Origin of the sequence: Nocardiopsis sp. CNR-923 (assembly GCF_001942255.1) — a bacterium.
In the GTDB taxonomy this organism is placed as follows: domain Bacteria; phylum Actinomycetota; class Actinomycetes; order Streptosporangiales; family Streptosporangiaceae; genus Nocardiopsis.
Genome location: NZ_MKKC01000109.1, coordinates 40084 through 53866, shown reverse-complemented (window position 1 = coordinate 53866; position 13783 = coordinate 40084). Strand labels below are relative to the sequence as shown.

The following is a 13783-nucleotide window of genomic DNA, read 5'->3' as shown; positions in this document are numbered from 1 at the left end:
CGGACTACTCGTCCTTGATCACCGGGATCATGCCGGTCACCGCCTCCGACCCGCTCGGCACCGGGTCGGGCAGCAGCGCTCGGACGCGGCGGCGGATCTCCCGACCGATCTGCTCCTGCGGCTGTCTGGCGTCCAGCACGAGGTAGCGGTCCGGGTCGGCCTTGGCCAAGCTCAGGAAGCTCCGCCGGACCCGCTCGTGGAACTCGGCCGATTCCGACTCGATGCGGTCGGTGGGTCGGCCAAGGCGCGCCAGTCCGTCCTCGGGAGCGACGTCGAGCAGCACGGTCAGGTCGGGGACCAGGCCCTGGGTCGCCCAGTCGCTGATGTCGCGGATCTCCTCGGCCGACAGGTCGCGACCGGCGCCTGGTAGGCGAGCAGTGAGTCGACGTAGCGGTCGCTGATGACGATCGCGCCGCGCTCCAGGGCGGGCAGGATCTCCCGTTCCACGTGGTCGGCCTTGTCGGCCGCGTAGAGCAGCACCTCGGCGCGGTGCGTGATGTGGGAGTTCTCCTTGTCCAGGAGCAGTCCGCGCAGGCGCATGCCGAGCTTGGTCGCCCCCGGCTGGCGCGTCCCCACGACCTCGAAGCCCTGGTCGCGCAGCCACACGGTCAGCTCGCGGACCTGTGTGGACTTGCCCGCGCCCTCGCCGCCCTCGACGACGATGAACGCGCCGCCGTGCTCGGAACGTCCCTCGTCCTCGTCATCACCCGAGTCGACGCCGCGCAGGGCGGCGACGAGCTCGGGGACCAGGCCGGGACCGGCGTCGGGCGCGTTCCGGTTCATCTGGCGGTAGCAGACGAGCGCCACGACCACCGCGAACAGACCGGAGACCATGAGCACCACGCCGCTGCCGCGCAGGTCGTAGGTGAGCGGTCCGGCCTGGAGGGAGTAGTCGCCGATCAGACCGGCGGCCAACGGCGCCAGCGCGGTGGAACCGACCAGGACGATGCGCGCCGCCCCGTGCAGGAAGGCGAACGTCCGCCCCCGGTACTCGTCCTCGACCTCGTGGCCGAGCATGGTCAGGCCGATCACCCACGCGAAGCCCGCGCCCATGCCGAGGACCGCGGTGAGCACGGCGGTGAGCACCATGTCCGCGACGGCGCCGGCGAGCACCAGGGCCACGCCCGCGGCGACGATGCTGAGTCCGAAGAGGCGGCGTCGGCTGAAGCCCTTGAGCACACGCGGTCCGGCGAGCATGCCCAGCGCCATCCCGGTGAACACGGCGGCGAAGACCATGCCGAAACCGGCGTTGCCCGCGCCCAGCGACTCGACGTGGATGCGGCCGACGCCGATGACGGCGCCCCGGCGGCGAAGGCGCCGAGCATGCCCAGGACCAGTCCGCGCACGAGCGGCGTCCCGCCGACGTACCGCCAGCCCTTCCACACCGCGCGCAGGATGCCGCTGTCGGAGGTGTCGCCCTCGCCGTCGCGCGCCGCCTTGTGCTTGGGGATCGGCAGGCCGACGACCACGATCGCGGCGACGAAGAAGGTCACGCCGTTGAGGTAGAGCGCGATGTCCGCCTCCGGGCTGGCCATCGAGGGCAGCAGTGCGCCGAGCAGGTTGCTGACCGAGGCGAGCGCCGCGAACAGCAGCGCCGCCACGGGCGCGGTTCCGTAGGTGGTGAGCAGGCTGAGTTGGTTGGCCTGCTCCAGGAACTTTCTGGGCACCAGGTTGGGGACGGTGGCGTCCTTGGCCGGGGTCCAGAACAGGGCCACGATCTCCGCCAGGAGGTTGGCGATGAGCAGCCACTCCAGCGCGAAGCCGGGGAAGAAGAGCCCGGCGAGCGGGATGGAGACGTAGAGCAGGCCGCGCAGCACGTCGCCGACGACCATCGTCCAGCGTCGGTCGAGGCGGTCGGCGACCACCCCCGCCAACGGGCTGAACACGATCGAGGGGGCCAGCTTGATCACCACGACGCCGCTGACGGCGAGGTACTGGACGAGCTGCGAGCTGTCCGTGGTGAAGATCGCCGCGAGGGACATCAGGGCCAGCAGACTGAGCCAGTCGCCCAGGCTGGAGAGGGAAAGCGAGATCCACAGCCTTCTGAAGGGTGAGATCGCGAGAACGTGGCGCGCCTCGGCCGGCGCTCTCAGGGGTGCAGATCTGCTCATAGCGCTCAAGATTATCGGTGAGGGGGATAGGAACCGACGGGTCGACGACCCGCCGCGTGGTGAATCGAGAGGTGGAGCCGGAGGTCACACACGTTTCACGCGTCCCCCTCCGTCACACACAGAGTAGTACGGAACCCCCGTCCCCGACAGGGGGCACCCGAAGCGGGTCGCCGCCCCGGCCCGAAGACCGGCTCACCCGGGCGCTTCCCGGGGAGGGCCCAGGTGAGCGGACCGGTTCAGGATTCGCCGTCCGCGGACTCGCGCGCGGTCGTCCTCGGCGTCCCGGTCTTCTTCGTCGCGGCGGACCTCGCGGCCGCGGTCGAGCGTGTGGTCGACGCCCTCTTCGTGGTCGAGGCCCCGGACGCGGACGTCGTCTTCCTGGCCGTCGCCTTCTTCGCCGCGGGCTTCTTCGCCGCGGGCTTCTTCGCCGGGGCCTTGGCGCGACGCTCGGCGAGCAGCTCGGCGGCGCGCTCGTCGGTGATCGACTCGACCTCGTCGCCCTTGCGCAGGGAGGCGTTCACCTCTCCGTCCGTGACGTAGGGGCCGAACCGCCCGTCCTTGACGACCATCTTCGCACCGGAGGCCGGGTCCTCCCCCAGTTCGCGCAGGGGCGGCGCGGCGGCGCGGCGGCCGCGCTGCTTGGGCTGGGCGAAGAGCGCCTTGGCCTCCTCCAGGGTGACCGTGAACATCTGCTCCTCGGTCTCCAGGGAGCGGCTGTCGGTGCCGCGCTTCAGGTAGGGGCCGTACCGGCCGTTCTGCGCGGTGACCTCCTCGCCGTCGAGCTCGCCGACGACCCGGGGCAGCGAGAGCAGCCGCAGCGCGTCCTCCAACGTGACCGTGTCCAGGTCCATCGACTTGAGCAGGGAGCTCGTGCGCGGCTTGACCTTGGTCTTCGCCTTCGACTTCGCCGCGCCCTTCCCGGCCTCCTCGGCGGGCTCCTCGACGACCTCGGTGACATAGGGGCCGAACCGACCGGACTTGGCCACGATCACGCGGCCGGTCCCGGGGTCGGCGCCGAGCTCGCGGTCGCCGCTGGGCTGGGCGAGCAGCTCCTCGGCCTTCTCCTTGGTCAGCTCGTCCGGGGCCAGATCCTCGGGCACGTTGGCCCGTTCCCCGTCCCGGTCGAGGTACGGGCCGAAGCGCCCCACCCGCAGGACGATGTCCGTGCCGGGCACCGGGACGGACGAGATCTCCTTGGGGTCGATCTCGGACAGGTGGTCGCCCACCAGGTCCTTGAGCCCGGTCTCCTGCTGGCCCTGCGGGTCCTCGCCGCCGAAGTAGAAGCGGCGCAGCCACGGCAGGCTCTCCGTCTCGCCGCGGGCGATGTCGTCGAGCACATCCTCCATCCGAGCGGTGAACTCGTAGTCCACCAGGTTTCCGAAGTGCCGCTCCAGGAGCTGGACCACCGCGAAGGCCAGGAAGGACGGCACGAGCGCCGTGCCCTTCTTGAACACGTAGCCGCGGTCCAGGATGGTGCCGATGATCGAGGCGTAGGTGGACGGGCGCCCGATCTCCCGCTCCTCCAGCTCCTTGACCAGCGTGGCCTCGGTGTAACGGGCGGGCGGACGGGTGCTGTGCCCCTCGGCCTCCAGGGTCTGCGCCTTGAGCGGGTCTCCCTCGGCCATCGCGGGAAGGCGCCGCTCGCGGTCGTCCAGGTCGGCGGCCGGGTCGTCGGAACCCTCGACGTAGGCCTTGAGGAAGCCGTGGAAGGTGATGATCTTGCCGGTCGCGCTGAACTCGGCGACCTCGCCGCTCGCGGAGGAGCCCTCGATCCGCACGGTGACGGACTCGCCGACCGCGTCCTTCATCTGCGAGGCGACGGTGCGCTTCCAGATCAGCTCGTAGAGGCGGAACTCGGGGCCGGTCAGACCGGTCTGGGAGGGGATGCGGAACTCGTCGCCCGCCGGGCGGATGGCCTCGTGCGCCTCCTGCGCGTTCTTGACCTTGCTGGCGTACACGCGCGGCTTGTCGGGCACGTGGTCGGCGCCGTACAGGCGCTGGGCCTGCGAGCGCGCGGCGTTCACGGCGCTCTCCGACAGCGTCGTGCTGTCGGTGCGCATGTAGGTGATGTGACCGTTCTCGTACAACCGCTGGGCGACCTGCATGGTCTGCTTCGCGGACAGTCCGAGCTTGCGGGACGCCTCCTGCTGGAGGGTGGTCGTGCGGAACGGCGCGTACGGGGATCGACGGTAGGGCTTGCGCTCCACCGACCTGACCGCGAAACCGGCGCCGGTCAGCCGCTCGGCGAGCCCGCGCGCGGCGGCCTCGTCCAGGTGGCGGACGCCGCGGTCGGAGCGCAGGACGCCCTGGGAGGTGAAGTCGCGGCCGACGGCGACACGGGTCCCGTCCACGCTGAGCAGGGTCGCGGGGAAGGTGGCGGGCCCATCGGAGACGCCCGCCTCGGTGGCGTCGAAGACGGCCTTGATGCCCCAGTACTCGGCGGAGGTGAAGGCCATCCGTTCTCGCTCGCGCTCGACCACCAGGCGCGTGGCGACCGACTGCACCCGCCCGGCCGAGAGTTTGGGCATGACCTTCTTCCACAGCACGGGCGAGACCTCGTAGCCGTAGAGGCGGTCCAGGATGCGGCGTGTCTCCTGGGCGCTGACCAGGCGCGTGTTCAGGTCGCGCGTGTTGCTGGCGGCGCGCTGGATGGCGTCCTTGGTGATCTCGTTGAAGACCATGCGGCGGACGGGGATCTTGGGCTTGAGCTCCTCGCGCAGGTGCCAGGCGATCGCCTCGCCCTCGCGGTCCTCATCTGTCGCGAGGAGGAGTTCGTCGGCCTCCGCCATGAGCTCCTTGAGCTTCTTGACGTGCGACTTCTTGTCGGCGTTGACGACGTAGAGCGGCTCGAAGTCGCCGTCGACGTCCACACCGAGCCGCGCCCACGGCTGTCCCTTGTACTTGGCGGGGATCTCGGCGGCCTTGGTGGGCAGGTCACGGATGTGGCCGATGCTGGACTCCACGACGTAGCCGCGGCCCAGATAGCCGGCGATGGTCTTCGCCTTGGCGGGCGACTCTACGATGACCAGAGCGGTGCCCGCTCCCCGCCGTCCGGTGTCCTTGGAGCCGTTCTTGCCGGCGCTGCCCTTCGTGGGTGGCACGTGTTCCCCTACGTCTAGCCCTACGTGATCTGTCCGACCGCGGTCCTGCGGATTCCTGGGAACCGACAGTAACCGAATGCCAGGCCCTCCCCCGTCGATGGGCGAGCGGGCCCTCGGGTCCGGGACCCGTCCCGCGCCGGCGCCGGGCTCACAACCACCGGCACCCGCAGAATAAGCGTTACCCGAACCGATGCCGCCCCGTCGCGTCCCGGCCCGGGCGTGGCGACCGTCTCCCACGATCGCCCACCAGCTTCGGGGAGCACCTGGAACTTGCTTCCATAGTGACATCGGTCACAGTTGAGGTCACAGCGTTCCACGACCACGAGAAAGCGACGAGTCCCCCCGGATATTCCCGGGAGGACTCGGCTCACGTCCTGAGCTGGTGGTCGTCACCCCCACGCTCCCGCAGTCCACCGCGATCCATTACGGAACGGGAGTGCGGAGGCGACTCACCCTTGCCCGACGTCCGCGGCGCGTGTGCGCCGGTCGCGGAACCTTCCCCTGGGCGCATGCCGTCGTCCGACGGCGTCCGACGTCTCGCAGTCCACCGCGATCCATTACGGAACGAGACGCCGTCCTCCTCCGGACGTCGGGGCCAGCACCCCGGGTCGGAACCCGCTGGGTCGCTACAGGCCCACGCCCGCCACCCCGAGAAGCTGGCCGACCGGGTCCACGGACGGCATGGCCGAGGCCTCCGGCAGCTCGTCGGCGCGCTCGGGAGCGTGCGTCTCGACGGTCTGGGTGGTGGTCTCGCTCAGGTCGTATCCGACGGGGACCATCTGCGAGAGGGGCACCTCGGGCAGCTCGTGCAGCACGGGAGCGGCGTCCAGCACACCCGACTGGTGCTCGACCGGGGCGCTCATGCGGCGCACCTCGGAGCCGGTGTCGGTGGAGCTCGCGCCGGCGGTGCCGAGCACGGCGCCGACCGCGTTGCCGGTGACGTTCACAGGGACGTCGCCGTCGACGACGGCCTGGTTGCCGCCGAGGAGGGAGCCGTTGCCGGAGGTGGCCACGTCGTTGTCGTCCTCGACGATCGCGCGCGTGTCGGTGGCCGCCGCGCCCGCGACACCGCCCACGGCTCCGATCGCGTTGCCGGAGAGGTCCACCGGGACCGCCAGGTCGACGACGGCCTGGTTGCCGCCGAGGACCGAGCCGTTGCCCGAGCTGGCGATGTCCGGCTGCGACATGTGCTCGCGCTCGGCGGGCGCGGACTGGCGGAGCACGCCCGCGTCCACGCCGGAGGTGTCGGGCAGCACGTGGACGTTGCGGGCGGCCTCGCCGACCAGGTCCATCGTGCTGACCTCGGCGGGGGCGGCCTGGTGGGACCGGTAGCCGTCGTAGCCGTACTCGTCGCGGTCGTCGCGGTCACTGCGGTCATCGGGGTCACTGCGGTCATCGCGGTCGCGGCGGTCGCGGCGGTCGCGGCGGTCCGCGGCGTCGTGCACGATCGCGTTGGTGTCGGTGGCCGCCGCGCCCGCGACACCGCCCACGGCTCCGATCGCGTTGCCGGAGACGTTCACCGGCACGTCCAGGTCGCCTACGAGCTGGTTGCCGCCGAGGATCGAACCGTTGCCCGAGCTGGCGATCGAGTCGCCGTCCCGACCGCCCCGGCCGCCCCGCTGCGAGACCAGGGCGGTGGTGTCGGTCGCCTGCGCCCCGGCCATACCGCCCAGCGCGCCGATGGCGTTGCCCGACAGGTTGACCGGGATGTCCCCGTCGACGACGGCCTGGTTGCCGCCGAGGATCGAACCGTTGCCCGAGGTCGCGATGGAGCGGTCGCCCTCGATGACGGCGGCGGTGCCACCGGTGCAGGAGGCGCCGGACACGCCCAGCACCGCACCGATGGAGTTGCCGCAGACGTTCACGGGCACGTCGCCGTCGACCACCAACTGGTTGCCGCCGGCGATCGAGCCGTTGCCGGAGGTGGCGATGTCACCGTCGGCGAACGCCACGCCGGTCCCCAGGGCGACGAAGCCGGCTGCCAGGAGCATGGCCTTCGCTGATGTGCCAGCCCACTTGCTCATGTGGGAAGTCCTTTCGGAAATACGAGTTGAGAAGGTGTCGTGCTTGGGCCACGGGCCGTTCCGCGCCCCTGGATGGGGCGGGGCACCTCGGCCAAGGCCGGGGATCATCCGGTCGGGCGCGCACCTGGGCGGTGCGTGTCTGCCGGGCTTGGAGAGCGCGCCGCGGTCCGTCTCCGCTGGATGCGGGCGAACGCGCGCGCTCCGTCGATCAGCTCCGCTCTGGTTGAGCGGCGGCTGACGTGAACCCCGCGACCTCGGCTGCGGCCGGTGCTGCGGGACTCGCGTCAACCCCCGGGCCGGTGACGGCCCGGGCGGCCGATCAGGCGCGGGCGCGCCGGTGGAGGCCGAGGAGGATCAGTCCGGCCCCCACGGCGGCGGCGGCGAGGGCGGCGGCGACCATCCAGAGCACCCCGGTGCCGTCGCCTCCGGTGACGGCAAGCTGCGGGTCGGCGGCGGAAGAGCCGGGCGACCCGGCCCGCTCCTGCGGCGGCACGCCCACCTCACCTGGCGTCTCCCCGCGGTTCTCCTCGGTGGGAGCCGGGGACTCGTCGTCACCGGGCGTCGGGGACGGGCCCTCCTCCGGAGTCCCGCCGTGGTCCGGGGCGCCCTCCCTGGGGTCCTCGCTCTCGTCCGGGCGCCGTCACCGGGGCAACCGTCCGGGTTCTCCTCACCGGGGCGACCGTCCGGGCGCTCGTCGTCGTAGTAGCCGGCGTAGACGTCGTGCTGCGACCGGCGGTCGGTCTGCGTCCGCTCGGAGCCGCCGACTCCCGCCTTCCCGTCGACGCACTGGGCTCCGGCCGCCCCGAGCAAGGCGACCGAGTTGCCGCAGACGTTGACGGGGGCGTCGACGTCGGCCCCGATCTGGTTGCCGCCGCCGATGGATCCGTTGCCGCTGGTCGCGGTGTCGGCGTGGGCGGTCCCGGCAGCGGTGAGGAGTCCGGCGGCCATGAGCGCGAGGATCCGGCTGGATGTTGCGTGGGTCATCATGTGTCCTTGGGTCAACGAGGAAGGCTTCTGCGGCTCGTGTGACCACGGACGGTGACTCCCGGCTGGATCAGCCGAGGGAGAATACGCCCACCGGGACGGTGGGCTGTCGCGCGCTGGGCGCGCGGACCGGCCGCGGTCGCGAGACGCGGCTAGTCAGGGGAGTAGGAGGGGTCTCCGCGGCGTCGCGGACGACCAGGGTGGGGTCGCCGGGAAGGGCGACCGCTGGGCCTGGGGCGCGGTGTGCACGGCCCTGGCCATGAGGAACCCGGCGGCGCCGGGTGTCGGGAAGGACGGCGCGGACGCACCGGTGGCGTCCGTTCCGGCCGAGTGCGGCGCGCCACCGGCGATGAGGTGGACGCGATCGGCGGACGCGTCGTCGCCGGTCTCCTCGCCGGAGTTCGGCGTCGCGGCCGCGTGCCACACGGTCTCGGGTGAGACTGCGGGCGCGGCGGCGCCGGAGTCGGCGGCCGGGTCCTCGTCCCGGTCGCGCGCGGCGTCCGGGGCGACGTGCCGGGAGCCCTCGGAGACAGTGGCGGGTTCGCCTTCTGCGCCGAGGACTGGCGGGTCGACGAAGACGGTGCGGCGGACGGAGTCGCCGACACCGGCGTCGGCGGTGTCGGCGAGGCCCTCGGTGACGGTGTCCACCAGTCCGCCCTCGCGCAGGGAGTCGTCGGTGGACTCCACCACCCCGCGGCCCGCACGGGCGACGCCGGAGACGAGGTCCCCGGCGCCGCGCGCCGTGCCGTCGACGGTGCGGGCGGTGTCGCCGACCACGCGGTGGGTGGCGGCACCGGCGGCGGTGTCGTCGAGCGCCTCGGTGAGACCGGTGTCGTCCAGGGCGTGTGCGGGAAACGCGGCGGCCTGGGGGACGACGGTGTCGGCCAGCGCCGAGGTGGTCGACGCGGCCCGGGCGGCGGCGCCGGTGAGTACGGGCTCACGCGGGCCCGCCGCCCGGACGGTGTGCTCGGCCGCGTCCCCGGCTCCCATGACACGGCTGACCAGGCCGCCGGTCTCGGGCGAGGTGTCCGCGTGGGCGGCACCGAAGGCCCCGGCGAGCCAGGCGACGGCGGCGATGCCGGACAGGAGCAACAGTCGAACCCAGGTGCCCCGGGTGTCACGGGCAGCGCGACTGGTCGACACCAGCCACCCTCGTCCCGCGAGCACCATGGATGCCCCCTTATCTCACTGTCACTGGACGGTCCCGTGCGGCGGTTCTACCGCGGTCGCACGGCGGTGCCGAGTTCGCGGCGCACGCTGACGCGTACGAGGAACCACGACATCGTCGAACTGAAAGCCACCGTAGCATCACGTTGAGTGAACATGGGCACGATCGCGAAGGACAGCGAGAACTTCTCGACCGATCTGGACTGGCAGGGCAGCGCATATCGGGACGGGCTCAGCTCAGTCCGACGAACCTGTCGAGCACACGCACACCGAACCGAAGCCCGTCGATCGGGACACGCTCGTCGACCCCGTGGAACATCCCGGCGAAGTCCAGCTCCGGAGGAAGCCGCAGGGGGGAGAAGCCGTAGTTGCGCACGCCCAGGCGGGAGAAACTCTTGGCGTCGGTGCCGCCCGACAGGCAGTACGGCACCGCCTTCGCCCCGGGGTCCTCGGCCAGGAGGGACGCCGACATCGCGCTGACCAGACCGCCGTCGAAGGAGGTCTCGACCGCGGGGAGGTGGTGGATGAACTCGCGACTGACCTTGGGGCCGAGAAGGCGGTCGATCGTCGCGAAGTACTCGTCCTCCGTTCCCGGCAGGAAGCGGCCGTCCACCTGCGCCGTCGCCTCACCGGGGATGACGTTGGCCTTGTAGCCGCCGCCGAGCACCGTGGGGTTGAGGGTGTTGCGCAGGGTGGCCCCGATCATGCGGGCGATCGGGCCGAGGCGGGCCACCGTGGCGTCCACGTCGCGTTCGTCGAAGGGGATCCCGAACTCCTCGCAGATCTCCTCCAGGAAGGTCCGGACGGTGGGGGTGAGCTGGACGGGGAACTCGTGCTCGCCCAGGCGGGCGACGGCCGCGGCCAGTTCGGTGACCGCGTTGTCGGCGTTGACCATCGAACCGTGCCCGGCGGTGCCGCGCGCGGTCAGCTTCATCCAGGCGATGCCCTTCTCCGCGGTCTCCACCAGGTAGAGGCGTCGGTCGTCGCGCACGGTGAAGGAGAAGCCGCCGACCTCGCTGATCGCGGAGTCGCAGTCGGCGAACAGCTCGGGGTGCTCGGCGACCAGGTACTGGGCGCCCCAGGTACCCCCGGCCTCCTCGTCGGCGAGGAAGGCCAGCACGATGTCGCGCGGGGGGCGGCGGCCCTCGCGCAGGCGCTGCCTCAGCATGGCGAGGACCATCGCGTTCATGTTCTTCATGTCGACGGCGCCGCGACCCCAGACGCAGCCGTCGGCGATCTCCCCGGCGAAGGGGTGGCGGGTCCAGTCGTCGGGCGCCGCGGGGACGACGTCCAGGTGGCCGTGGACCAGCAGCGGGGCCCGGCTGGAGTCCTCGCCCGCGATCCGCGCCACGACATTGCTGCGGCCAGGGTGCTTCTCGTAGATCCGGGACTCGACGCCGACCTCGTCGAGCTTGCCCGCGACGTACTCGGCGGCCTTGCGCTCTCCGGGCCCCGAATGGTCGCCGTAGTTGGACGTGTCGATCTCGATGAGCTCCCTGCACAGGTCGACGACCTCGACCTCTGCCGCGCTCAACGCGTTCTCCGGCTCCGCCATCTCGCAACTCCCGTCCAGCCACTTGGGCTCCTGCGTTTCCCCCGACGATGCCACGCCGACCCCCCGCCCGAAAACTGGTTCGCGGCACTTCCGACCTTTGCTATGGTTGACCTGTCCGGCGCGGGAAGCGCCGCGTCCAGCCCAGTCCGGGTGGCGGAATAGGTAGACGCGCTAGCTTGAGGTGCTAGTGGCCGTTAAGGCTGTGGGGGTTCAAGTCCCCCCTCGGACACAAGCGAAGGCCCTGGTGACAGGGCCTTTTTTCATGCCCGGGTTGCAACGGAGGGTGCAACCGAGGTGGATCACCCGAAGAGGGATGCCACCTGCTCAGCAGCACGGGCCTGCATCCCCGGGAGCGCGTGAGCGTAGATGTTCATCGTGATGGACGGGTTGGCGTGGCCCAACCTCTCCTGAACCACCTTCACGGATACCCCAGCCCTGGGAGCCAAGGTCGCCCACGTGTGCCTCAGGTCGTGGAGCCGGATGTCCGTGGCCCGCGCCTGTGAATACGGGCGTCCCCGTGGGCTTGCGGGATGGCGACGACCACAGTGACCAAGCACGGTGGCGTGATCTTCGACTTCTTCGGCGTCCTGACCTTCAACATGGTCGAGGTCATCTCCTCATTCGAGGACCGCGAGAGGCTCACCCGGGGAACCTTCCTACGCGCGTGGGCCAACCCACGCGGTCAGGAACTCTTCCAACGGCTCGAACTCGGCCACATCACCCAGACCGACTGGAACAAAGGGTTCGCCGCCCTGATCGGGGTCGCCCCCGACGACCTGACGGCCCGCTACCTCCACGACGCCTTCCCCGCCTACCAGATGCTCAAGCCGCACGGCAAGCACGCGCGGCCGGGATCAAAACCGCGGTGCTGTCCAACAGCCTCAGCCGGGAACACGTAACCCCAGCGCCACGTGTAGGGGCCCGGCCACCGGCCGCCGCGCCGGGACGCGGACCGGAACTGGACGGCGAGGCCGACTCCGAACAGCAGGGTGAGCAGGGACAGGAACGTGCCGTTGGTGAACAGCAGGAACACGCCCTGGGCCAGTCCGGCGGCCGACGGGTCGGTCAGGAAGGCGCCCAGGGGGCTGAGCACGTCTGTCCCGTAGAGCATGACGCCTTCGCCGCCGCGCGCGGTGAAGAGCCACACGTTGGTGCCGAGGGTGCCCAGGATCGCGATGCCGCGCAGGACGTCGAGCAGCGGAAGCCGCGCGCCCGGCCGCTGCGCCCCCGGGGTCCGTTCGGTCGTCGGTGTCCGTTGGTCGGAGCGGGTCATGGGGACCGCCTTCACGGTGCTCGATCGGATGGCCGCGGACTCCCAGGGGCCGTGCGGAGCCGGTCGAGGTAGGCGCGGAGGGATGCTCGGATCTCCTCCTCGGGGAACTCCCGCGTGGTGACGAGGTGGTGCAGGGTCAGTCCGTCGACGAAGGCGACGAGCCGGGTGGCCTCGCCGCGCGGGTCGGTCCCCTCGGGGAGGTCCCCGTCGCGCACGGCGTCCTCGAACCCGTGCGTGATCGCGTCGACGAGGGCCCGGGTGGTGTCCTGGTGCAGGCGCGCCATCTCCGGATCGGTCAGGGTGGCGGGCAGGAACTCCAGCCAGACGGTCAGCTCCACGCGGCGCTCGTCGTCCAGCGGGAGGAGGGTCTCGGCGAAGCGGTACACCCGGTCGTGGAAGGCGCCGCTCATGTCGACCGCCTGGAAGCGCTCCCCCGCGCGCCGGTACATGTGCTCGACGCCGAACCGCAGGAGGTCGGACTTGGCGCGGAAGTAGCGCTGCACCAGTCCCACGGAGACGCCCGCCTCGTCGGCGACGTCCGCGAGGGTGGTCCTGGCCAGCCCGCGCTCTGCCACCGTGCGCATGAGCGCCTCGGCCACCTGCCGCCGCCGTGCCCCGTGATCCGCCGTTCGTGCCATAAGAAAATATTAATGACATATTTTTATTCGCGCCACCCGGACGCGCCTCGGGAGAACCCGGAATTCCCCGGCAGTTGACCTCAACCTTTGTTGAGATAGGACGCTGGTTCCCTCGCACCCCGAAAGGCGGTGGCGGCGGTTCGATCGTGAGGAGCGATGGTCATGCGTGCGGTTCGCGTCAGGGACTTCGGCGGCCCCGAGAAACCGGTGGCAGAGGAGGTCCCCGACCCCGTCGCGGGTCCGGGCGAGGTCGTGGTCGACGTGGCCGCGGCCGACGTCCTCTTCATCGACACCCTCATCCGCAAGGGCTGGGGCCAGGACTTCTTCCCGATCCCCCGTCCCTACACCCCGGGCACGGGCGTAGGTGGGACCGTGTCCTCCGTAGGGGAGGGCGTCGACCCCACGTGGGTCGGGAGCCGGGTCATCGCGGAGACGGGCCGAGCCGACGACGGGGGCGAGCGGAACAGCCCCACGGACGGGTACGCCGAGCGGGCGGCGGTGCCCGAGGAACGGCTCATCCGGATTCCCGAGGGCCTCGACACCGTCCACGCCCTGGCACTCCTGCACGACGGCGCGACGGCCATGCGGCTGGTGCGGGTCGCACCGGTCGAAGCCGGCGCATGGGTCCTCGTCGCGGCGGCCGCGGGCGGCGCGGGCAGCCTGGCCGTCCAGCTGGCACGCGACGCGGGGCGCGCGTGATCGGCGCGGCCCGAGGCGAGGCCAAGCTCGACCTCGTGCGTTCCCTGGGCGCGGAGGCGGCCGTCGACTACTCGAAGCCGGGCTGGGTCGACCAGGTGCGCGCCGGTCTGGAGGAGCGCACCACCGCCGGGAAGTCGGTCCTGGTTCCCTGACCCGTGCGGGGGAGGCGTGCGACCGCGCCTCCCCCGCGGTCCGGCGCGGAGATCGACGCCGGATTCCCGGACGGCCGCG

At 71.5% G+C, this 13783-nt stretch carries 10 protein-coding genes, 1 tRNA gene and 2 pseudogenes; 4 read left to right on the top strand and 9 right to left on the bottom strand.

Annotated elements, in window-relative coordinates:
* Window positions 1-4 precede the first annotated feature (4 nt).
* The 6 genes and pseudogenes from tmk to BJF83_RS19390 all read right to left on the bottom strand — a co-directional run bounded on the left by tmk (window position 5) and on the right by BJF83_RS19390 (window position 10942).
* Window positions 5-2111, bottom strand: a pseudogene (gene tmk, locus BJF83_RS27015) (dTMP kinase).
* Window positions 2112-2347: 236 nt separating this feature from the next.
* A complete protein-coding gene (topA, locus tag BJF83_RS19410; RefSeq protein WP_075927440.1) occupies window positions 2348-5212 on the bottom strand; it encodes a type I DNA topoisomerase in 2865 nt (954 codons plus the stop codon).
* 626 nt (window positions 5213-5838) lie between these two features.
* Window positions 5839-7236, bottom strand: coding sequence for a hypothetical protein (locus tag BJF83_RS19405; RefSeq protein ID WP_075927439.1), 1398 nt, complete (start codon window positions 7234-7236; stop codon window positions 5839-5841).
* Window positions 7237-7590: 354 nt separating this feature from the next.
* Window positions 7591-8223, bottom strand: a complete 633-nt coding sequence (locus BJF83_RS19400) for a chaplin family protein (RefSeq protein WP_083678617.1) — start codon at window positions 8221-8223, stop codon at window positions 7591-7593.
* 153 nt (window positions 8224-8376) lie between these two features.
* A complete protein-coding gene (locus BJF83_RS19395) occupies window positions 8377-9363 on the bottom strand; it encodes a hypothetical protein (RefSeq protein ID WP_316042312.1) in 987 nt (328 codons plus the stop codon).
* 256 nt (window positions 9364-9619) lie between these two features.
* The gene (locus BJF83_RS19390; RefSeq protein ID WP_075927438.1) at window positions 9620-10942 is read right to left on the bottom strand and encodes a M20/M25/M40 family metallo-hydrolase; all 1323 of its coding nucleotides are present in this window, start codon (window positions 10940-10942) and stop codon (window positions 9620-9622) included.
* 144 nt (window positions 10943-11086) lie between these two features.
* Here BJF83_RS19390 and BJF83_RS19385 point away from each other — a divergent pair.
* Window positions 11087-11171 (top strand) — tRNA-Leu (locus tag BJF83_RS19385).
* Window positions 11172-11241: 70 nt separating this feature from the next.
* Here BJF83_RS19385 and BJF83_RS19380 read toward each other — a convergent pair.
* The gene (locus tag BJF83_RS19380; protein ID WP_187347188.1) at window positions 11242-11499 is read right to left on the bottom strand and encodes a tyrosine-type recombinase/integrase; all 258 of its coding nucleotides are present in this window, start codon (window positions 11497-11499) and stop codon (window positions 11242-11244) included.
* Between BJF83_RS19380 and BJF83_RS27010 the strand changes: the two genes are divergently transcribed.
* Entirely contained in the window at window positions 11473-11841 is a 369-nt protein-coding gene (locus tag BJF83_RS27010; RefSeq protein ID WP_187347195.1) for a hypothetical protein, read from the top strand. The genes BJF83_RS19380 and BJF83_RS27010 overlap by 27 nt on opposite strands.
* Here BJF83_RS27010 and BJF83_RS19375 read toward each other — a convergent pair.
* Both BJF83_RS19375 and BJF83_RS19370 read right to left on the bottom strand, forming a co-directional pair.
* Window positions 11832-12215, bottom strand: a pseudogene (locus tag BJF83_RS19375) (hypothetical protein); the annotation flags it as partial. The gene BJF83_RS27010 and the pseudogene BJF83_RS19375 overlap by 10 nt on opposite strands.
* Window positions 12216-12226: 11 nt before the next feature.
* The gene (locus BJF83_RS19370) at window positions 12227-12853 is read right to left on the bottom strand and encodes a TetR/AcrR family transcriptional regulator (protein ID WP_075927437.1); all 627 of its coding nucleotides are present in this window, start codon (window positions 12851-12853) and stop codon (window positions 12227-12229) included.
* A 162-nt stretch (window positions 12854-13015) separates the two neighbouring features.
* On the opposite strand from BJF83_RS19370, the gene BJF83_RS19365 reads away from it, so the two are divergent.
* On the top strand, window positions 13016-13552 hold the full coding sequence (locus tag BJF83_RS19365; RefSeq protein ID WP_262391686.1) for an alcohol dehydrogenase catalytic domain-containing protein: 537 nt from the start codon (window positions 13016-13018) through the stop codon (window positions 13550-13552).
* The gene (locus BJF83_RS29650; RefSeq protein ID WP_262391685.1) at window positions 13549-13704 is read left to right on the top strand and encodes a hypothetical protein; all 156 of its coding nucleotides are present in this window, start codon (window positions 13549-13551) and stop codon (window positions 13702-13704) included. Before BJF83_RS19365 ends, BJF83_RS29650 begins: the two co-directional genes overlap by 4 nt.
* Window positions 13705-13783: the final 79 nt, after the last annotated feature.

Excerpts from the sequence above, each read along its gene's own strand:
- BJF83_RS19370 (WP_075927437.1), bottom strand. The coding sequence starts at position 12,853 with ATGGCACGAACGGCGGATCACGGGGCACGGCGGCGGCAGGTGGCCGAG.
- BJF83_RS19390 (WP_075927438.1), bottom strand. The coding sequence starts at position 10,942 with ATGGCGGAGCCGGAGAACGCGTTGAGCGCGGCAGAGGTCGAGGTCGTC.
- BJF83_RS19400 (WP_083678617.1), bottom strand. The coding sequence starts at position 8,223 with ATGATGACCCACGCAACATCCAGCCGGATCCTCGCGCTCATGGCCGCC.
- BJF83_RS27010 (WP_187347195.1), top strand. The coding sequence starts at position 11,473 with ATGGCGACGACCACAGTGACCAAGCACGGTGGCGTGATCTTCGACTTC.
- BJF83_RS19365 (WP_262391686.1), top strand. The coding sequence starts at position 13,016 with ATGCGTGCGGTTCGCGTCAGGGACTTCGGCGGCCCCGAGAAACCGGTG.
- BJF83_RS19405 (WP_075927439.1), bottom strand. The coding sequence starts at position 7,236 with ATGAGCAAGTGGGCTGGCACATCAGCGAAGGCCATGCTCCTGGCAGCC.